Origin of the sequence: Streptomyces sp. NPDC049837, assembly GCF_040674455.1 — a bacterium.
In the GTDB taxonomy this organism is placed as follows: Bacteria; Actinomycetota; Actinomycetes; order Streptomycetales; family Streptomycetaceae; genus Streptomyces.
Genome location: NZ_JBFAMP010000006.1, coordinates 167,911 through 187,464, shown reverse-complemented (window position 1 = coordinate 187,464; position 19,554 = coordinate 167,911). Strand labels below are relative to the sequence as shown.

Genomic DNA, 19,554 nt, shown 5'->3' with positions numbered 1-19,554 from the left:
CCGTCGTCTGTACCGGGAGTGGCTAGTGGAAGGTGTGCTCCTCCTGCGGGAACGTTCCGCCGACCACCTCGTCGGCGAACGCCCGCGCCGCGTCACCGAGCGTCCGGCGGAGGTCGGCGTACTGCTTGGTGAAGCGCGGCACCTTGCCGCCGGTCAGGCCCGCCATGTCGGTCCAGACGAGCACCTGCGCGTCGGTGTCGGGTCCGGCGCCGATGCCGATGGTCGGGATGTGCAGGGACCGGGTGACCTCGGCGGCCAGTTCGGCCGGGACCAGCTCCAGGACCACCGCGAAGGCGCCCGCCTCCTGCGCGGCCTTGGCGTCGCGCAGCAGCCGGTGCGCGGCCTCGTCGCCGCGGCCCTGCACCCGGTAGCCCATGGTGTTGACGGACTGGGGGGTCAGGCCGAGGTGCGACATCACGGGGATGCCGGCCTGCACCAGCATCTCGGTCTGGGGCAGCGACCGCTCGCCGCCCTCCAGCTTGACCGCGCCGACGCCCGCCTCCTTGACCAGCCGGGTGGCGGACCGCAGCGCCTGCACGGGGCCCTCCTGGTACGAGCCGAAGGGCAGGTCGCCCACGACGAGGGCCCGCTTGGTGCCCCGTACGACGGCGGCGGACAGGATGGCGACCTCGTCGAGGGTGACGGGGACGGTGGACTCGTAGCCGAGGTGGCAGTTGCCCATCGAGTCGCCGACGAGCATGACCGGGATGCCCGCCTCGTCGAACACGGAGGCGGTCATCGCGTCGTAGGCGGTCAGCATGGGCCACTTCTCGCCGCGCTCCTTGGCGGCGGCGATGTCGTGGACGGTGATGCGGCGAGTGCCCTTGCCGCCGTACAGCGCCTTGCTGCTGTCGGCGGGCTGCTTCCGGGCAGCCTGAAGCGTCATGTGAAACGGCTCCTTCGTCATCTCGAGGCGCCCTTACGGCGTCCCCGGACCACGTCCATGGTGGCACTTCGTGCCGCGCGGGGGGAAGTGGGCTCACGGCCATCTCCGCGGCCGCGTCCCAGGGTCCGTTTGTGCGCGTTCTGTCACAGCCGCCGCCGGGGCCGCAACCCCCGGAACCCGGCGCGCCGCCTCATCGTCCTCGTGGCAGTACGGCCGTCTCCCCATCCCCTAGGGTCGGGTCCGGGGCGGGGCGTACGACAGAGCACGACGAGCAAGGCAGTGAGGACGGCGGCATGGCGCGGGTGGACGTGACGGAGACGGGGAACGGCAGCGCGCAGGGGCCGCGGCGCACCGGGTCCCGGGTCCGGTCGGTGGTCGACCGCTGGCGCCGTGATCCGGGCATCTGGCGGCGTGGCGCCCTGCTGGCCGGGTGCGCGGTGCTGCTGGCCCTCCTGATGGTCTTCCACGCCCAGATCCCGAACAAGATCGGCAACCTGGGCAGCCTGACCGAGACGTTCCTGCCGTGGCTGGGCGTCTTCGTCCCGGTGATCCTGGTCGCCGCCCTGCTGCGCCGCTCGGCCACCGCGCTGGTCGCCGCCCTGCTGCCGGGTGTGATCTGGCTCAATCTCTTCGGCGGGCTCGTCACCGACAAGTCCGGCGCCGGCGGCGACCTCATGGTCGTCACGCACAACGTCAACGCCGACAACCCCGACCCCGAGGGCACCGCCCGCCAGATCTCCGGTTCCGGGGCGGACGTGGTGGCCCTGGAGGAGCTCAAGCCGGGCATGGTCCCGGTCTACGAGCAGGCGCTCGCCGACACCTACCCGTACCACTCCGTCCAGGGCACGGTCGGCCTGTGGAGCAAGTACCCGATGAGCGACAGCCGGCCGGTCGACATCCGGATGGGCTGGACGCGGGCGATGCGCGCCACCGTGACCGCGCCCAAGGGCGAGGTCGCCGTCTACGTCGCCCACCTGCCGTCCGTGCGGGTCAAGCTGAACGCCGGGTTCACCGCCAACCAGCGCGACGACAGCGCGGACGCGCTCGGCGAGGCCATCGTCCGCGAGGACCTGGGCAAGGTGATCCTGCTCGGCGACCTGAACGGCACGATGAACGACCGGTCGCTGAACGCCGTCACGTCCCAGATGCGCTCCACGCAGGGCGCGGCCGGCGACGGCATGGGCTTCAGTTGGCCGGCCGCGTTCCCGATGGCGCGGATCGACCAGATCATGGTGAAGGGCGTCGAGCCGGTCGCCTCCTGGTCGCTGCCGGCCACGGACAGCGACCACCTGCCGATCGCGGCACGCGTGACGCTCTGATCCGGCAGAACACGCCGAAGGGGCCTCCCGGGTCGTCGCGGGGGCCCCTTCGCTCTTCAGGTCCGGCCGGTCAGCCCGTCGTCGTCTCGCGCCAGCGGTTGGTGATCGGCAGGCGCCGGTCCTTGCCGAAGCCCTTGGCCGAGATCTTGGTGCCCGGCGGGTACTGGCGCCGCTTGTACTCCGCCGTGTCCACCAGGCGCAGCGTCCGCGTCACCAGCTCCTCGTCGTAGCCGGCGGCGACGATCGCGTCCTTGCCCTGGTCCCGGTCGACGTACAGCTCCAGGATCCGGTCCAGGACGTCGTAGTCCGGCAGCGAGTCGGTGTCGACCTGGCCGGGGCGCAGCTCGGCGCTGGGCGGCTTGGTGATGGACGCCTCGGGGATCGGCGGGGTCTGCCCGCGCTCCTCGGCCGCCCGGTTGCGCCACCGCGCCAGCCGGAAGACCGACGTCTTGTACACGTCCTTGATCGGCCCGTACGCGCCGACCGAGTCGCCGTACAGCGTCGAGTACCCCACCGCCAGCTCGGACTTGTTGCCCGGCGCGAGCACGATGTGGCCCTCCTGGTTGGAGATCGCCATCAGCATCGTGCCGCGCAGCCGCGACTGGAGGTTCTCCTCCGCCAGCCCGGTCAGGCCGAGCGAGCCCATGTACGCGTCGAACATCGGCTCGATCGGTACGGTGCGGAAGTTCAGCCCCGTGCGGCGGGCCAGCTCGGCCGCGTCGCCCTTGGAGTGGTCGGAGCTGTACTTGGACGGCATCGACACGCCGTAGACGTTCTGCGCGCCCAGCGCGTCGCAGGCGATCGCGGCGACCAGCGCCGAGTCGATGCCGCCGGACAGGCCGATCAGCACGGAGCGGAAACCGTTCTTCGCGGCGTACGCGCGGAGGCCCACCACCAGCGCGGTGTACACCTCCTCGTCGTCGTCCAGCCGCTCCGCGTACCCGCCGGTCAGCTCCGGCTCGTAGGCGGGCACCGGCTCCTCCGACAGCACGACGCGCTCGATGGTCAGGCCGTCGTCGACGACGCCGGTGGGCGCGTCGGCGGACGCGGCGGGCAGGTCGAGGTCCAGGACCACGCTGCCCTCGGCGAACTGCGGCGCCCGCGCGACGACCTCGCCGTCCTTGTCCACGACGATCGAGTCGCCGTCGAAGACCAGCTCGTCCTGCCCGCCGATCATCGCCAGGTACGCCAGGGTGCAGCCGGCCTCCTGGGCGCGCTTGCGCACCAGGTCCAGGCGGACGTCGTCCTTGTTCTGCTCGTACGGCGAGGCGTTGATGGACACCAGCAGCCCGGCGCCCGCGCTGCGGGCGGCCGGGACGCGGCCGCCGTCCTGCCACAGGTCCTCGCAGATGGCGAGCGCCACGTCGACCCCGCGGACCCGGATCACCGGCATGGTGTCGCCGGGCACGAAGTACCGGAACTCGTCGAAGACCCCGTAGTTCGGCAGGTGGTGCTTGGCGAACGTCAGCACCACCTCGCCGCCGTACAGCACGGCCCCGGCGTTCTGCGGCGCCCCGGCGGGCTGGCCGAACCGGGGCTGGGCCTTCTCGGAGCGGTCCAGGTAGCCGACGACGACCGGCAGGTCCCCGAAGCCCTCGGCCGCGAGGCGCGCGGCGAGCGCGCGCAACGCGCTGCGGGACGCCTCGACGAAGGACGACCGGAGGGCCAGGTCCTCGACGGGGTAACCGGTCAGCACCATCTCGGGAAACGCCACGAGGTGCGCTCCCTGCTCGGCGGAGTGCCGGGTCCAGTGCACGACCGCCTCGGCGTTCGCGGCGAGATCGCCGACGGTCGAGTCGATCTGATTCAGGGCGAGGCGTAGTTGAGGCACGCGGCCAGTGTAATCGTCAGAGCGACACGATGTCCCGGAGGTCCGCGTCACACCGGGCATGGCAGGCTGGCGTCCATCCGGGCGCACGCGGTGACGAGGGGGAACGGATGAGTTTCGTACGGGTCGGGGGCGTGCCCCACCACGTGGTCGTCGAGGGCAGCGGCCCGGTCTGCGTGCTGAGCGCCGGGCTCGCCATGAGCTGGTTCGACTGGGACCCGGTCGTCCCGCTGCTGGCCCCGCACCGCACCGTCGTCCGCTTCGACCGCCCCGGCCACGGCCTGAGCGGCCCGCCCGCCGTGGCGCCGTCCGCGTCCGGTGAGGCCCACCGGATCGCGGGCGTCCTCGACGCGCTGGGGCTCGACGGGCCGGCGACCGTCGTCGGGCACTCGATCGCCGGGTTCCACGCGGAGGCGTTCGCCCGGCTGCACCCGGACCGCACCGCCGGCGTCGTCCTCGTCGACGCGTCCGTCGAGGAGCACGCGCGCGTGCCCGCCGCCCCCGCCGTGCGTACCGCCCTCGCGCGTACCGTCGCCACCGTGCTGTCCGCCGCCGGGGCACCCGCCGCGCTCGGCCCGCTCACCCGCCGCGCCGTGGTCCGCCTCTCCCGCCCCGGCCTCGCCCCGGACCCGGCCCCCGCCGCGCTGATACGCCGCTGCTACGCCACCTCACGGGTGCTGAACGGCGCCCTCCTGGAGAACACCCACTACCGGGCCGTCGCCGCCGAGCTCCTCGCCCTGCGCGAGCGCCACCCGCTCCCGCCGGGCGTCCCCGTCACCGTGCTCGCCGCGCCCGCGTCCACCCGCTGGACGCGCCGCCAGCGCGCCCTCGCGGACCTGCTCGGCGCCCGCTTCGAGGCCGTGCCGGGCACGGGCCACCTGATGATGCTGGACCGGCCGCCGGCCCTGGCCGAGGCGGTGCTGGGCCGGCAGCTCCAGGGCTCCCTGGCCGGGCCGGCCGAGGATGCCGCGCCGCCTCCGGCGCACGCACCGGGGGCGTGACGCGGCACGCGCGTCACGCCCCGGTGGACATGGCGGTCATCCCTGTTCGTAGACCTTCTCCGCCCAGTTGGCGACCTGGGAGTCCGACAGGTGACGGGCGAGGTCGGCCTCGCTGATCATGCCGACCAGCCGCTTGTTCTCGATCACCGGAAGCCGGCGGATCTGGTGGCCCTTCATCTCGCGGAGGACCTCCTCCACGTCCGCGTTGGCGTCGATCCAGCGCGGGGTGCCCTTCGCCATGTCGCCCGCCTTGACCTGGGCCGGGTCGTGGCCCATGGCCACACAGCCGACGACGATGTCACGGTCGGTGAGGATGCCGCAGAGCCGTTCGTTCTCGTCGGCGATGGGCAGGGCGCCGACATTGAGATCGCGCATCATCTGCGCGGCACGGTCGAGGGTCTCGTGTGCGGGGAGCCAGTGGGCTCCGGGGTGCATGATGTCCTTGGCGGTGGTCATGGGGTTCTTGCCTCCGGTAACGCCATAGAGCGCCGTACGTCGGTCCCCGAGCGCCTCCATTCTCGCCGCGCCCCCACCACCCCGCGACCGCTGCACCGCCGTACGGCCGCCCCGGGACACCCGGAGCGGCCGCACACACGGACGGCGAGAGCCGCTACGGCTTCGCGCCCCGCTTCTTCAGCAGGTCGGCCATCAACAGGATCTCCGACTCCTGGGCGTCGACCATCCCCTGGGCCAGGTCCCGCTCCACACCGGGCCGGCACTTGTCGACGCAGCCCTGCGCCATGTGCACCCCGCCCTTGTGGTGCTCGGTCATCAGCCGCAGGTACAGGACCTCCGCCTGCCGCCCGCTCGCCGCCCGCAGTTGGTCCATCCGGGCCGCCGTGGCCATCCCCGGCATCAGCCCGCCGGAGTGCGACCCCCCGCCGGAGTGCGAGGGCCCGTGGGACGGCATGCCCATCCAGGCCATCGGCTCAACTCCCGGCGCGACCTTCGGCAGGCCCCACATGTCCAGCCAGCCGAGCATCATGCCCCGCTGGTTGGCCTGCGTGTTGGCGATGTCGTACGCCAGCCGGCGCACCTCCTCGTCCTTCGTGCGGTCCCGCACGATGAACGACATCTCCACCGCCTGCTGGTGGTGCACCGACATGTCCCGCGCGAACCCGGCGTCCGCCGAGTCCGCCGCCGGTGCCGTCTGGGCGGAGGGCTCCGGGCCCGCCGAGGCGACCGTCGCCGCCCCGGCGAAGAGCAGCGCCAGCACCACCGCGGTGACCGAAGCCCACTGCGTACGCGTCACTGCTGGCCCAGCCCGTTGGTGCACGCCGCGCCCGGCTCGGGCGTCTGCGGGCCCTGCACGTACTTGGTGAAGAAGGCGTCCACCCTCGGGTCGTCGGCGCCGTCGACCGTCACCTGCTTGCCCCACGCGCTGAGCATGATCGCGCCGGCCTGGTCCTTGACCGGGCTCATGAAGGAGTACGAGGTCTTCCCGACCTTCTCCTCCAGCTTCTTCACGTCCGCCGCCGGCGCCTTGTCGTTGTACGTCACCCACACCGCGCCGTGCTCCAGCGAGTGCACGGCGTTGCGCTCGGGGATCGGCTTCTTGTAGACGTCACGGTCGCAGTTCATCCACACCTGGTCGTGGTCACCGCCGACCGGGGGCTTCATCGGGTACGTGACGGCCTGGGTGACGTGGTTGCGGCCCAGCTTCTTGGCGTCCCAGGACTTCTCGTCCGCGATCGGCGCCTTGGCGGCGGCCTCCCGCTGCTCCTGCTCCTTGTTCTCCTTGTTCAGCACGTATCCGCCGAAGCCCACGAGGCCGGCGACCACGAGCGCGCTGACGGAGATGGTGATGATGCGGTTGCGGCGCTCGCGGGCCTTCTCGGCGCGGCGCATCTCCTCTATCCGGGCGCGGCGGTCGGCGGTCGAGGATCGGTTGGCAGCCATGGTGGTGGTTCCTTTTCGGGGGAGTGGGAGGTGGTGGTTGCATCCGGAACTGCGGCGGGCCGCCTAGGTCCGCAGAACCTGGAGGACATGGAGGTCCGGCGCGCGCGGCCGCGCCTCGTGGGCGGCGGGCCGGCCGGCGGAGGGGGACAGCGCGACCCGGACGAGGCCGTCCGCGTGCGGGGGCGGGTCGAGGGGAGGGGCGGTGAGGACGGCGGGGGTGAGGTAGGGGAAGAGCCGGCAGTCACCCCGGTCGTACGGACAGGTGTACTCGGAGACGGTCTGCTCCGCCGTCGCCACAGGCGTCATCGCGACGAGCGTCGTCCCGCGCCCGTGGTCCCGGTCCGGGCCGCCGTCCGCACCGCCCTGCCACGCGCGCCCGTGGCCCCGGTCCCTGTCCTGGCCGCCCTCCGCGCCGCCGTGCGGCGCGAGACAGACGAAGAGCGCGGCGAGGAGCGTCGCCACGGCGCCGATGGTCGCCATGGGACGCACGATGCGTATGAGCCGCTGGCCCCCCATGGGCGCTGATGTTAATGGGCGGCCGTCCGGTCAGCCATGGCCGTCCGGTGTACTGAGCGCGAGCAGGGCCACGTCGTCGGCGACCTCACCCGCGTACGACGACAGATCGCGCCACACCGCCCGCACCAGCTCCACCGGCGAGGCGGGCCGCGTCCCCGTCCCCAACCGCGCCGCCAGCGGGTAGAACGCGCCCGTCTCGTCCCGCGCGTCCGTCACCCCGTCCGTGTGCGCGAGCAGTACGTCCGTGGGCCGCATCGGCACCGTCACCGGCTCCGGCGCCCGGAACTCCGCCAGCCCCAGCCCCAGCGGCGCGCCCGGCGCCAGCTCCACCTCCCGCGCCCCGCCGCCGTCCACCAGCAGCGGCGCCGGATGACCACAGCTCAGCACCCGCACCGCCGTGCCGTCCGGCGGGAACTCCATCAGCACCGCCGTCGCGAACACCTCCGTGTCGCCCCGCCCGGCCGCGTCCACCACCAGCCGCCGGTCCAGCCGTGCCGCCACCCCCGCCAGCTCCGGCTCGTCGAGCACCGCCTCCCGGAACGTGCCCAGCAGCGCCGCCACCGTGCCGACCGCCGCCAGCCCGTGCCCCTGCACATCGGCGACGATCGCCCGTACCCCGTACGGCCCCCGCTGCACGTCGTACAGGTCGCCGCCCACCAGCGTCCCCCGCTCCGCCGCCCGGTACAGCGCACCGCACCGCACCGGACCCACCCACTCCGGCATCGGCGGCAGCACCGCGAGCTGGGCCGCCTCCGCGACCGTCCGCACCGACACGAGCTGCGCGTCCCGGCGCGCCCGCACCCACGCCAGCACCACGCTGACCACGCCGATCAGCCCGAACGCCAGCAGGTCGCCGTGCGTCACGTCGTCGGCCCGGATGACCGGGAAGAGCAGCAGCCCGAACATCGCGGCCGCCACCAGGGCGGTGCCGAGCATCCCGTACAGCAGCGACGTCAGGGGCGGCACCACGGCGAACGCGAAGCCGAGCTGCACGCTCTTCGGCGTGGTGAGCTGGACGACCACCAGCAGGACCATCGTCAGCCACGGCAGCAGGCGCAGCCAGGCCGGCGGTGTGCCGGCGCCGGGCAGCTCCCGTGTGCCTCGGTCCATGGGACCAGTCTGCGAGGCCTCCGTTACCTACGCCACAGAGCTCCATGCACTATGGGTTCGCAACGTGCACGAAACCGTGTGGTGGCATGCTGGCCTGATCAGCGAGGATGGGTGTGGAAATGGACAAGCAGCAGGAATTCGTACTCCGTACGCTCGAGGAGCGCGACATCCGCTTCGTGCGTCTGTGGTTCACGGACGTGCTCGGCTTCCTGAAGTCCGTCGCCGTGGCCCCCGCCGAGCTCGAGCAGGCCTTCGACGAGGGCATCGGCTTCGACGGATCGGCGATCGAGGGCTTCGCCCGGGTGTACGAGTCGGACATGATCGCCAAGCCCGATCCGGGCACCTTCCAGATCCTGCCGTGGCGGGCCGAGGCCCCGGGGACGGCCAGGATGTTCTGCGACATCCTGATGCCCGACGGCTCCCCGTCCTTCGCCGACCCCCGGTACGTCCTGAAGCGGATCCTGGCCAAGACCTCCGACCTCGGGTTCACCTTCTACACCCACCCCGAGATCGAGTTCTTCCTGCTGAAGGACAAGCCGCTGGACGGCTCCCGGCCGAGTCCCGCGGACAACTCCGGCTACTTCGACCACACCCCGCAGAACGTCGGCATGGACTTCCGCCGCCAGGCCATCACCATGCTGGAATCGATGGGCATCTCGGTCGAGTTCAGCCACCACGAGGGCGCGCCGGGCCAGCAGGAGATCGACCTCCGGTACGCCGACGCCCTGTCGACCGCCGACAACATCATGACGTTCCGCCTGGTCATGAAGCAGGTCGCGCTGGAGCAGGGCGTACAGGCCACCTTCATGCCGAAGCCGTTCTCGGAGTACCCCGGCTCGGGCATGCACACCCACCTCTCCCTCTTCGAGGGCGACCGCAACGCCTTCTACGAGTCCGGTGCCGAGTACCAGCTCTCCAAGGTCGGCCGCTCCTTCATCGCCGGCCTGCTGCGCCACGCGGCGGAGATCTCGGCCGTCACCAACCAGTGGGTCAACTCCTACAAGCGCATCTGGGGCGGCTCCGCCCGCACCGCCGGCTCGGGCGGCGAGGCCCCCTCCTACATCTGCTGGGGCCACAACAACCGCTCCGCACTGATCCGCGTCCCCATGTACAAGCCGGGCAAGACCGGCTCGGCCCGCGTCGAGGTCCGCTCCATCGACTCGGGCGCCAACCCCTACCTGACGTACGCCGTCCTCCTCGCCGCCGGCCTCAAGGGCATCGAGGAGAGCTACGAACTCCCCGCCGGCGCCGACGACGACGTCTGGGCCCTCTCCGACGCCGAACGCCGCGCCATGGGCATCGAACCGCTCCCGCAGAACCTGGGCGAGGCGATCTCCCTCATGGAACGCAGCGAACTGGTCGCCGAGACGCTGGGCGAGCACGTCTTCGATTTCTTCCTCCGCAACAAGAAGCAGGAGTGGGAGGAGTACAGGTCGGAGGTCACCGCCTTCGAGCTGCGCAAGAACCTGCCGGTGCTGTAGGGCCGCGGCGGGGCCGGCGGTCGTGGACCGCCGGCCCCGCGGCGCCTCACTCCGGCGGTCAGGCGGCGACGGGGACCTGCTCGCCTTCCTCCACGTGGCCGTAGTGGGCCCAGATCTGGTTCATCTCGTGCTGGTAGTACAGCGGGTAGAGGCTGAAGATGAACACCAGGATCAGACCGATCCACGGATTGCAGGTCGGCTGCATCCCGGCCGCCCGCTGCATACGCGCGATGCGCTCACCCGTGTTGTACACCGAGATGAACGGTGGCACGATCACGATCCAGCCCAGCGCGATGGCCACCACCGCCATCCCAGGCCGGACCTCGATGCGCTTGTCGAAGTCACGCGCCTCGCGGTTCACCTTGTAGTACCAGACCAGGTGATAGATCCCCAGGGTGATCAGCGGCCAGACGAGCCACACGAGAACGATATTCCGGATCTTGCCTACGCGGCCGGTCATGAGCACCTCCGCTGTGGGTCCTCCTCTTCCAGTGCAGCACGAGGGACTTCATGGCGCGCGTCAGGGGATGCGGGGCGCCGGGGTGACCCACGGTCCCGGCGCAGTACGCGCGGCCGGGGCCGATGCCGTCGAGGGCCGTTTCGCCGTTTCCGCAACGTTGCTGGGCCGCCGGTGTCGTACGCGGCGAGCATGGCCGGGCCAGCCGCTTTCCCGGACCCGAGAGGCAGACCCGTGACCACGACGCTTCATCTCCCTGGGCCTCGGCCCGCGTTGAGTGCCCGGAGGCGCTGGACGGTACTGGCCGTCTGCTGCCTCAGCATGTTCCTGGTGGGCCTGGACACCACCATCGTCAATGTCGGTCTGCCGGAGATCGGGCGCGCCCTGGGCATCGGCACCCAAAGCCTTGAATGGACGGTGGACGCCTACACCGTCGTCCTGGCCGGGCTGCTGATCTCCTCCGGTGCGCTGGCGGACCGGTTCGGACGCCGACGGGTGTTCCAGGCAGGGCTGGCCGTCTTCGGCGCGGCCTCGCTGGCCTGTGCCGTCGCCCCGTCGGTGGGCGAGCTCATCGCGGCCCGCGCCGTCCAGGGCATCGGCGCCTCGATGCTCAGCCCGGTGGCCCTCGCCATCGTGGTGAACGCCATGCCCGACCCGAGGGAGCGGGCGAGGGCGATCGGCGTGTGGGCGTCGGTCTTCGGGCTCAGCATGGCCGTCGGCCCCGTCGTCGGCGGCGCCCTCGTCGCGGGCCTCGGCTGGCGGTCGCTGTTCTGGATCAACGCGCCGGTCATCGCCGCCGCCCTCGTCCTCACCGCGGTGTTCGTGCCCGAGTCCCGCGCCGAACGGCCGCGGCGCCTCGACCTCCCGGGCCAGGCCCTCCTGACCGTGGTCATCGGCGCGGCGGTCGGCGTCCTCATCGAGGGGCCGCGCATCGGCTGGACCTCTCCCCTCGCGCTGGGCGCGTACGCGCTCGTGGCCGTCACGGCGGCCGCCTTCGTACGGGTGGAGTCCCGCCGTCGCGAGCCGTTGATGGACCTCGGGCTCTACCGGCGTCCCGCCTTCACCGGGGCGGTACTTGGGGCGGTGGTGGTGTTCGTCGCCCTCAACACGACGCTGCTGCTCACCACCCTCTACTTGCAGGACGGCCGGGGCTGGACGCCGCTGGCCGCCGGGCTGGCGACCCTGCCCATGGCGGTCGGCGCGACGCTCTGCGCGCCCTGGTCCGGCCGTCTCGTCGGCCGCGTCGGACCGCGTACGCCGCTCCTCCTGGCCGGCGGGTTCATGGCCGCCGGCGGGCTCTGCCTGGCCGGGCTGGACCAGGACACGAGCGTGCTCCTGCTCCTTACGGCGTACGCGCTCATCGGCATCGGGTTCGGCTTCGCCAACGCCCCGATCACCAACACCGCGGTGAGCGGCCTGCCGCCCGCCCGCGCAGGCGTGGCCGGAGCGATCACGTCCACGGCGCGCCAGTTCGGCGCCGCGGTCGGCATCGCCGTCGCCGGCGGCCTGGTGGCGGGCGCCGCCCCGGCGGGTCTGGCGCACGCGTCGCGGCCGGGCTGGCTCCTGGTCGCGCTCTGCGGACTGCTCCTGTTCCCCGTCGCCCTCGCGTCGCGGCCGAGGCCCCCGCGCGTGCCGGGCGGGACGGCGGAAAAGCCGGTGCGGGCCATGGCCGGGGTGCGCTAGCGTCCGCGCGCATGACTCTTCATCGTGAACGTCCCCCTTTCGTGGCGGACGAACGCACCCAGCTCGTCGGGTGGCTCGACACGCAGCGCTCGATCGTCCGGTGGAAGTGCGAGGGGCTGTCCGAGGAGGACGCGCACCGGGCCGTCCTGCCGCAGTCGCCGAACATGACGGTCGCCGGCGTCGTCTCGCACCTGCGGTGGGTGGAGCAGAGCTGGTTCGAGGTGCTGTTCCTGGGCGGTCCCGCCGAGGGCCCGCAGTTCGACGAGAGCGGCGAGGACCTCGACATGAAGGTCGAGGGCGTGCCGCTCGCGGACCTCCTGGAGGAGTACGAGCGGCAGTGCGCCAGGTCGAACGAGATCATCGCGGCGCACTCGTTCGACGAGGTCGGCCGCCACCCCGACTTCCGGTCCGCCCAGGCCACCCTGCGGTGGATGCTGATCCACATGGTCGAGGAGACCGCCCGGCACGCCGGGCACCTGGACGCGATACGGGAGCTGCTCGACGGACAGAAGGGCTACTACTAGCGTTCGGAGAGCTCGCTGGGCGCCTCCTGGACCGTCCAGCCGTTGCCGTCCGGGTCCTTGAAGAACACGAACGAGTTCCACGTCTCGCCCTTGCCCTCCGTCCAGCCGCCCGGGCCCACGTGCTGGACGGGGCTCACCTCCACGCCCTGGGACGTCAGCTCCGCGCGCGCCGCCTCGATGTCGGTCACGCAGAGCTGGAGGCCGTGCAGCGAGCCCGGGGCCATGGACTTCTCGCCCGGGGCCAGGGGCATACCGCTCTGCAAGGCGATCGAACAGCGCGAGCCGGGCGGCGTGAGCTGGATGATGCGGACCCCCGGAGCCACCTCCGTGTCCAGGTCGACCTTGAAACCGCACTTCGTGCCGTAGAAGTCCTTCGCCCGGTCCAGGTCGGCGACCGGGACCACGACGACTTCCAGCGTCCAGTTCATGGGCTCTCCTCCATTGGTGAGTACGTCCATGAAAGCCGGACTCGGCGCGCCGCGCCGCCTCATCGCTCCCAGGGGGACCAGTTCAGCCGGCCGTCCAGGCCCACCGTCGCGAAGCCCGCCTCGGTCGCCGCCGGGGCGCCGGCGAACAGCGACCGCCCGGTCACCCAGCCGCCGTCGGCCGGCGTCGCCACCGCGCCCGTGCCCCCGCGCACGGCCAGCCGGCCGCCCGACGCGCCCACCGCGCCGTACCCGGCGATGCCGCCCGCCACGTCCCGCACCGGCGAGGCGTGGCCGCCGCCCGCGAAACGGGCCGTGCGGACGTCACCGGAGGCCGGCTTGCGGAACCAGAGCCGTACGCCGTCGGGGCCGTCCGGCGTCACGCTGAGCGCCACCGTGGTCGCCGGCAGCCCGGTCGCCACCGGGCCGGCCACCGGCCCGCCCGGCGCGGCCTGCGCCCACGCCAGAACCGTCGTCGGGGTCGCCGCGAACACGTAACCGCGCCCCGTGGCGTCCATCGCCGCCACCGGGTCGCCCCGCAGGTCCCGGCCGCCGGCCGGCCGCCACGGCCCCCAGCCGCCGTCCGCCCGCTGGGCGCTCACCCGCATCGTGTGGCCGCCGTCGCGCACGTACACCGTCATCAGGCCCGCCCGGTCCACCAGCACCGCCGGCAGGCTGATGTCGGACGTGGCGGACTCGTCGTCCCGCTCCGGCGTGCCCAGCGATCGCCACGCGCCGAACGCCCCGCCCGGCGCCGACTGCACGGCCGTCACCACCTCGCGGCGGTACTCCCCGTCCAGCTCGGTACGCGTACCGAACACGGCGATCCGGCCGTCCGGCAGCCGCACCGAGGTCACCCCGGCGTCCAGGCCCGCGCCCTGCTGGAGGACCGGCCCGGTCCAGTCCGAGGTGCCTTTCCTGTGCCAGACCGCCAGGCGGCCGTCCAGCACCGAGAACGCGTACAGCTCGCCCTTGCCGGCGCCCTGCTGGACCCAGGAGGCCGAGCCGCCGCGGGCGTAGCGGATCGACTGCGCCCAGCCGTGCCCGGTGGGCCGGGCGGCCACCTTGCGGTCGCCGCAGCCGGCCGGGTCCTCGCAGTAGTCCGTGTGGTCCCACCACGCGTACGTCTTCAGGGTGCGCAGCTTCGCCTCGGTGCTCTTCGGGTCGAGGGAGTGCGGCAGGCTGCCCGTCGAGTAGCCGAGGTAGTTCTGTACGGCGAAGGCCGGGCGGCCGGGCGACTCGGCGTACTCGGCGAGCGCCGCCTGCGCGAACCGGGCGCCGTACATGTGGTCCTGGTGGTCGGAGAGCTTGCCGGTCTTGTCGTTGATGCCCGGCGTCGGGTCCATGAGCCGGACGAAGGTGGGCTTGAAGCGGGCCAGGACACCCGTGATCGTCTCGATGGTCTGGGTCCTGGTGTACGAGAAGTCATCGCGCACCGGGGAACCGGCGGCGAGCTGGGTCTCCAGGCGCTCCACGCGGCCGTCCCACAGGCCGTGCAGGCTGTGCGGGCGGTCGTCCGAGATGCTGCCCGCCTCGCGCAACTGGAGCCACACCAGGCTGATCTGCGGCTTGGCGCGCAGCGTGTCCAGCTCGGCCCGGCCGCCGCCGGCGGTGGCTATGGAGGTGCGGTCCCAGGGGCTGGTGCGGTTGCCGGTGGCCATCTCCGCGTACGCGGCACGTATGCCGTTCTGCCTGGCCTCCGCGTACGCCGCCTTGTCGGCGGCCGGCCGCGGGTCCTGGCGGCGGGCGTTGCGGCCGTCGGACTCACCGGCGGTGAGGTAGACGGACGTGACGCTGTGGCCGGAGGCGATGGACTGGCTGGTGTCCGGGTTCATGAAGAACAGGTCGTCGTCCGGGTGGGCCATGATCTGGAGCACCGACTCGCCCTGGGTGCGGACCGGCTTGACCGCCTGTGCCTCCGGTACGCCCCGGCTCGGCACGTCGGACGCGTCCGACGACCCGGCCGTGAGCGCCAGCGTCCCGCCCGTGATGCCGACGAGCACGGCGATCGGCGCGGCCATGAACAGGCCACGGCGGAATGGGGACAGGGCGGGGCGAGGCATGGGCGGGCTTCCGTTACGCGGTGGAGTGGGCGAACCGGGAGGGAAGACCGGCTTTGCCGCCCTCCGGTTCATAGGCCCCGGTGTGGGGTGCCTCACGCTGCGGGACGCTGCGCTGTGCGGGACGCTGCGCAGTGCGGGTGGTGCGGGGCCTCGCGTCGGTGGTGCGGCGGCTGCCTGTGGGTGGGGGCGTGGCCCCTCCGGGCCCGACCCTGCACGGCCCCGCCCGGCCGGACGCCGGCTGCGGCCCCGTGGTCGCTGCCGCCTGGGCCTGGACATGCGGGGGCGGGGCGGGCCGATAGGCTCGGACGCGTGGAAGGCGAGTGAGCCGAAGGGGCGCGCGGGCGTCGAAAGGGAGAACGCGCGGAGGCTGTGAGGTACGAGCAGCCGAGCACGATCGACCGTCGACGCGCGCAACAGGCGCCCCGGAGGGGAACCGAGCCCCAAGGAAAGGGGAGACGGCGGATGACCGGGCCGGGGCGCAGGAGCAGTACCTTCACCCGACTGCTGCGGCACGGCTTCACCGACCCGTCCGCCGCCGAGCGGCTCCTGGACCTGCCCGTGCTGTCCGCCGTGCACGGTGACCCGGTGCTCCTGGACGCGCTCGGCGCCACCGCGGATCCCGACCTCGCGCTGCGCGGGCTCGTGCGGCTCGCCGAGGCGCAGGGTGATGAGGGCCGGCAGTTGCTGGGTACCGTCCTGAGCGCCAAGCCGCTGCGCGACCGGCTGCTCGGCGTGCTCGGTGCCTCCGAGGCGCTGGCCGACCACCTGGCCCGGCACCCGCGCGACTGGGAGGCGCTCGTCACGTACGAGTCGACCGACCTGCACCCGGGCGTCGCCGACTTCGAGCGCGGGCTGGCCGGGGCGACCGACCCCGTCTCGCTTCGGGTGGCCTACCGGCGGTGTCTGCTGGCCATAGCCGCGCGTGACGTGTGCGGGACGACCGACGTCGCGGAGACCGCCGCCGAGCTGGCCGACCTCGCCACGGCCACCCTCCGCAAGGCCCTCGCCATAGCGAGCGCGGCCGCGCCCGACGACGCCGCCGCGTGCCGGCTCGCGGTCATCGCGATGGGCAAGTGCGGGGGCAACGAGCTCAATTACGTGTCGGACGTCGACGTCATCTTCGTGGGCGAGCCGGTCGAGGGCGGTGACGAGGGCAAGGCGCTGCGGGCCGCCACCCGGCTCGCGGCGCACCTGATGCGGATCTGCTCGGAGACGACCGTCGAGGGCGCCATCTGGCCGGTTGACGCGAATCTGCGCCCGGAGGGCAGGAACGGGCCGCTGGTGCGGACGCTGTCGAGTCATCTGGCGTACTACCAGCGCTGGGCCAAGACATGGGAGTTCCAGGCCCTGCTCAAGGCCCGGCCGGTGGCCGGGGACCGGGAGCTGGGCGCCGCGTACATCGACGCCGTGTCACCGCTGGTGTGGCAGGCCGCCGAGCGGGAGAACTTCGTCTCCGACGTGCAGAAGATGCGGCGCAGGGTGGTGGAGACCATCCCGGTCGCGCACGTGGACCGCGAGCTGAAGCTCGGGCCCGGCGGGCTCAGGGACGTCGAGTTCGCGGTGCAGCTCCTGCAATTGGTGCACGGCCGCAGTGACGCCACGCTGCACAGCGGGAGCACCCTGGAGGCGTTGAAGGCGCTCGCGGCCGGGGGCTACGTGGGCCGGGCCGACGCCGCGCAGCTCGACGAGGCGTACCGCTTCCTGCGGGCGATGGAGCACCGCATCCAGTTGTTCCGGCTGCGGCGGACGCACCTGGTGCCGGAGAGCGAGGGCGATCTGCGGCGGCTGGGGCGGTCGCTGGGGCTGCGGACCGATCCGGTGGCGGAGCTGAACCGGGAGTGGAAGCGGCACGCGGCGGTGGTGCGGCGGCTGCACGAGAAGCTGTTCTACCGGCCGCTGCTGGACGCGGTCGCGCAGCTCACTCCCGGTGAGACGCGGCTGAGCGCCAAGGCCGCCGGGCAGCGGCTGGAGGCGCTGGGGTACGCGGACCCGGTGGCCGCGCTGCGTCACCTGGAGGCGCTGTCGTCCGGGGTCACCAGGAAGGCGGCGATCCAGCGGACGCTGCTGCCGGTGATGCTGGGCTGGTTCGCCGACTCGGCCGATCCCGACGCGGGGCTGCTGGCGTTCCGGAAGGTGTCCGACGCCCTGGGCAAGACGCCCTGGTACCTGCGGCTGCTGCGGGACGAGGGCGCGGCGGCGGAGAACCTCGCGCGGGTGCTGTCCGCCGGGCGGCTGGCCCCGGACCTGCTGCTGCGCGCCCCCGAGGCGGTGGCCATCCTGGGCGCCCCCGAGGGCCTCCGGCCGCGCGGCCGCGACCACCTGGAGCCGGAGATCCTCGCGGCGGTCGGCCGTGCGGAGGACGCCGAGCTGGCGGTCGCCGTGGCCCGTGGCGTACGGCGCCGGGAGCTGTTCCGTACCGCCGCCGCCGACATCATCGGCTCGTACGGCACCGAGGAGAGCCCCGCCGAGGCCGACCCCGGCGCGCTCGTCGACCGCGTCGGCCAGGCGGTCACCGACCTGAACGCGGCGACGATCGCGGGCGCGCTGCGGGCCGCCGTGCGCGAGCAGTGGGGCGACACCCTGCCGACCCGGTTCGCCGTCATCGGCATGGGCCGCTTCGGCGGGCACGAGCTGGGCTACGGGTCGGACGCGGACGTGATCTTCGTGCACGAGCCCCGCGACGGCGTGGACGAGCAGGAGGCCACCCGGTCGGCCAACACGGTGGTGGCCGAGATGCGGCGGCTGCTCCAACTGCCGACGGCCGACCCGCCGCTGATCATTGACGCGGACCTGCGCCCCGAGGGCAAGAGCGGCCCCCTGGTGCGCACCCTCAAGTCGTACGAGGCCTACTACCGCCGCTGGTCGCTCGGCTGGGAGAGCCAGGCGCTGCTGCGGGCCGAGCCGATGGCCGGCGACCAGGACCTCGCCCGCCGTTTCATCGCGCTGATCGACCCGCTGCGCTACCCCGAGCGGGGCCTGGACGACGCCGCCGTACGCGAGATCCGGCGGCTGAAGGCCCGGATGGAGACGGAACGGCTGCCGCGCGGCGCCGACCCCGCCCTGCACACCAAGCTGGGGCGCGGCGGCCTGTCGGACGTGGAGTGGACGGTCCAGCTCCTCCAGATGCGGCACGGGCACGCGGTGCCGGGGCTGCGCACGACGAGGACCCGCCGGGCGCTGGCCGCCGCCCGCGACGCGGGCCTGATCGGTGAGCGGGACGCGCAGACGCTGGACGAGGCGTGGGTGCTGGCGACCCGCGTGCGCAACGGCGTGATGCTGGTGCGCGGGCGGGCCGGGGACACCTTCCCGTCCGACGCGCGGGAGCTCGCCGCGGTCGGCCGGTACCTGGGGTACGGGCCGGGGCACGTCGGCGAGATGGTCGAGGACTACCGCCGTACGACCCGCCGGGCGCGGGCCGTGGTGGAGGAGCTGTTCTACGGGGCGTGAGCGTGAGCCGCCGGCGCCGGTTCCGGGGCCGGGGCGGGTGCCGGCACGCGCGTCGGTGCCACGTGACGCGGCAGCCGGTGCGGCATGCTGCCGTACCAGCCGTACGCCAGCGTGTAGCCGAAGGCCAGGCAGATCATGCCGCCCACCGCGTCCAGCCAGAAGTGGTTGGCGGTGGCGACGATGACCACCAGCGTGAAGGTCGGGTAGAGCAGGCCGAGGATCTTGCCCCAGGGCGCCTTGGCCAGGGCGAAGATGGTCAGGCCGCACCAGAGCGACCACCCGATGTGCATGGACGGCATCGCGGCGTACTGGTTGGACATGTGCTTCAGGTCGCCCGACGCCATCGAGCCCCAGGTCTGGTGGACCAGCACGGTGTCGATGAACTTCTCGGAGGTCATCAGGCGGGGCGGCGCAAGCGGGTACAGGTAGTAGCCGAGCAGGGCGATGCCGGTGGTGGAGAACAGCACCAGGCGGGTGGCGGCGTACCGGCCGGGGTGCCACCGGTACAGCCACACCAGGACACCGATCGTGACGATGAAGTGGAGCGTGGCGTAGTAGTAGTTCATGCCCACGATCAGCCACGTCACCGAGTCAACGGCGTGGTTGACCGTCTTCTCCACGGCGATGCCGAGGGACTGCTCGGCCCGCCAGATCCAGTCGGCGTTGCGCAGCGCCTCGGCCTTCTGCTCGGGCACGGCGTTGCGGATGAGCGAGTACGTCCAGTAACTCACCGCGATCAGCAGGATCTCGAACCAGATGCGGGGGCGGCGCGGCGCGCGCATCCGCTGCCACACGGTCCGGCTGTCCGCCACGCGGGCCGGACCTTGTTCGATGGGTGAATCCACCGGTGGTGCCGGGGCCTCACGGCCTTCCAGTGTCCTCACAGTCGTGTCACCCATGGGCCAAGAGTCTGCC

General features: G+C 72.8%; 17 protein-coding genes. 6 read left to right on the top strand and 11 right to left on the bottom strand.

Annotation, left to right across the window (positions count from 1 at the left end):
- Window positions 1-22: 22 nt before the first annotated feature.
- Window positions 23-886, bottom strand: coding sequence for a 3-methyl-2-oxobutanoate hydroxymethyltransferase (panB, locus tag AB0J57_RS18520; protein ID WP_366129268.1), 864 nt, complete (start codon window positions 884-886; stop codon window positions 23-25).
- A gap of 293 nt (window positions 887-1,179) precedes the next feature.
- Between panB and AB0J57_RS18515 the strand changes: the two genes are divergently transcribed.
- A complete protein-coding gene (locus AB0J57_RS18515) occupies window positions 1,180-2,205 on the top strand; it encodes an endonuclease/exonuclease/phosphatase family protein (RefSeq protein WP_366129267.1) in 1,026 nt (341 codons plus the stop codon).
- Between the two features lie 70 nt (window positions 2,206-2,275).
- Here AB0J57_RS18515 and AB0J57_RS18510 read toward each other — a convergent pair whose 3' ends face one another.
- A complete protein-coding gene (locus AB0J57_RS18510) occupies window positions 2,276-4,096 on the bottom strand; it encodes an NAD+ synthase (RefSeq protein WP_366129266.1) in 1,821 nt (606 codons plus the stop codon).
- Window positions 4,097-4,143: 47 nt separating this feature from the next.
- On the opposite strand from AB0J57_RS18510, the gene AB0J57_RS18505 reads away from it, so the two are divergent.
- On the top strand, window positions 4,144-5,034 hold the full coding sequence (locus AB0J57_RS18505; protein WP_366129265.1) for an alpha/beta hydrolase: 891 nt from the start codon (window positions 4,144-4,146) through the stop codon (window positions 5,032-5,034).
- A 36-nt stretch (window positions 5,035-5,070) separates the two neighbouring features.
- Here AB0J57_RS18505 and AB0J57_RS18500 read toward each other — a convergent pair whose 3' ends face one another.
- From AB0J57_RS18500 to AB0J57_RS18480, 5 genes are all read right to left on the bottom strand, one after another.
- Window positions 5,071-5,490, bottom strand: a complete 420-nt coding sequence (locus AB0J57_RS18500) for a CBS domain-containing protein (RefSeq protein WP_366129264.1) — start codon at window positions 5,488-5,490, stop codon at window positions 5,071-5,073.
- Between the two features lie 154 nt (window positions 5,491-5,644).
- A complete protein-coding gene (locus tag AB0J57_RS18495; RefSeq protein ID WP_366129263.1) occupies window positions 5,645-6,286 on the bottom strand; it encodes a DUF305 domain-containing protein in 642 nt (213 codons plus the stop codon).
- Window positions 6,283-6,933: a DUF3105 domain-containing protein gene (locus AB0J57_RS18490; protein WP_366129262.1), complete on the bottom strand. Its 651-nt coding sequence runs from the start codon at window positions 6,931-6,933 to the stop codon at window positions 6,283-6,285. The genes AB0J57_RS18495 and AB0J57_RS18490 overlap by 4 nt, the downstream gene beginning before the upstream one ends.
- A 63-nt stretch (window positions 6,934-6,996) precedes the next feature.
- Complete coding sequence (locus AB0J57_RS18485; protein ID WP_366129261.1) at window positions 6,997-7,413, bottom strand: hypothetical protein; 417 nt, start codon at window positions 7,411-7,413, stop codon at window positions 6,997-6,999.
- 66 nt (window positions 7,414-7,479) lie between these two features.
- Complete coding sequence (locus AB0J57_RS18480) at window positions 7,480-8,559, bottom strand: PP2C family protein-serine/threonine phosphatase (RefSeq protein ID WP_366129260.1); 1,080 nt, start codon at window positions 8,557-8,559, stop codon at window positions 7,480-7,482.
- 119 nt (window positions 8,560-8,678) lie between these two features.
- On the opposite strand from AB0J57_RS18480, the gene AB0J57_RS18475 reads away from it, so the two are divergent.
- Window positions 8,679-10,040, top strand: a complete 1,362-nt coding sequence (locus tag AB0J57_RS18475; RefSeq protein ID WP_366129259.1) for a glutamine synthetase family protein — start codon at window positions 8,679-8,681, stop codon at window positions 10,038-10,040.
- 58 nt (window positions 10,041-10,098) lie between these two features.
- Here AB0J57_RS18475 and AB0J57_RS18470 read toward each other — a convergent pair whose 3' ends face one another.
- Window positions 10,099-10,500: a DUF4234 domain-containing protein gene (locus AB0J57_RS18470; RefSeq protein WP_366129258.1), complete on the bottom strand. Its 402-nt coding sequence runs from the start codon at window positions 10,498-10,500 to the stop codon at window positions 10,099-10,101.
- A 231-nt stretch (window positions 10,501-10,731) separates the two neighbouring features.
- Between AB0J57_RS18470 and AB0J57_RS18465 the strand changes: the two genes are divergently transcribed.
- A complete protein-coding gene (locus tag AB0J57_RS18465; RefSeq protein ID WP_366129257.1) occupies window positions 10,732-12,180 on the top strand; it encodes an MFS transporter in 1,449 nt (482 codons plus the stop codon).
- A gap of 11 nt (window positions 12,181-12,191) precedes the next feature.
- Window positions 12,192-12,704 (top strand): DinB family protein, encoded by a 513-nt coding sequence (locus tag AB0J57_RS18460; protein ID WP_366129256.1) that lies wholly within the window; start codon window positions 12,192-12,194, stop codon window positions 12,702-12,704.
- Here AB0J57_RS18460 and AB0J57_RS18455 read toward each other — a convergent pair.
- Entirely contained in the window at window positions 12,701-13,132 is a 432-nt protein-coding gene (locus AB0J57_RS18455) for a VOC family protein (protein WP_366129255.1), read from the bottom strand. The two genes, AB0J57_RS18460 and AB0J57_RS18455, sit on opposite strands and share 4 nt — an antisense overlap.
- A 59-nt stretch (window positions 13,133-13,191) precedes the next feature.
- Window positions 13,192-15,192: a PIG-L family deacetylase gene (locus AB0J57_RS18450; RefSeq protein ID WP_366129254.1), complete on the bottom strand. Its 2,001-nt coding sequence runs from the start codon at window positions 15,190-15,192 to the stop codon at window positions 13,192-13,194.
- Window positions 15,193-15,654: 462 nt separating this feature from the next.
- Here AB0J57_RS18450 and AB0J57_RS18445 point away from each other — a divergent pair, with 462 nt between their 5' ends.
- Window positions 15,655-18,639: a bifunctional [glutamine synthetase] adenylyltransferase/[glutamine synthetase]-adenylyl-L-tyrosine phosphorylase gene (locus AB0J57_RS18445; protein ID WP_366129253.1), complete on the top strand. Its 2,985-nt coding sequence runs from the start codon at window positions 15,655-15,657 to the stop codon at window positions 18,637-18,639.
- Here the strand turns inward: AB0J57_RS18445 and AB0J57_RS18440 are convergent.
- Window positions 18,627-19,538 carry a phosphatase PAP2 family protein gene (locus tag AB0J57_RS18440; protein ID WP_366129252.1) on the bottom strand — a complete coding sequence of 304 codons (912 nt, stop codon included), beginning with the start codon at window positions 19,536-19,538 and terminating at the stop codon, window positions 18,627-18,629. The genes AB0J57_RS18445 and AB0J57_RS18440 overlap by 13 nt on opposite strands.
- Window positions 19,539-19,554: the final 16 nt, after the last annotated feature.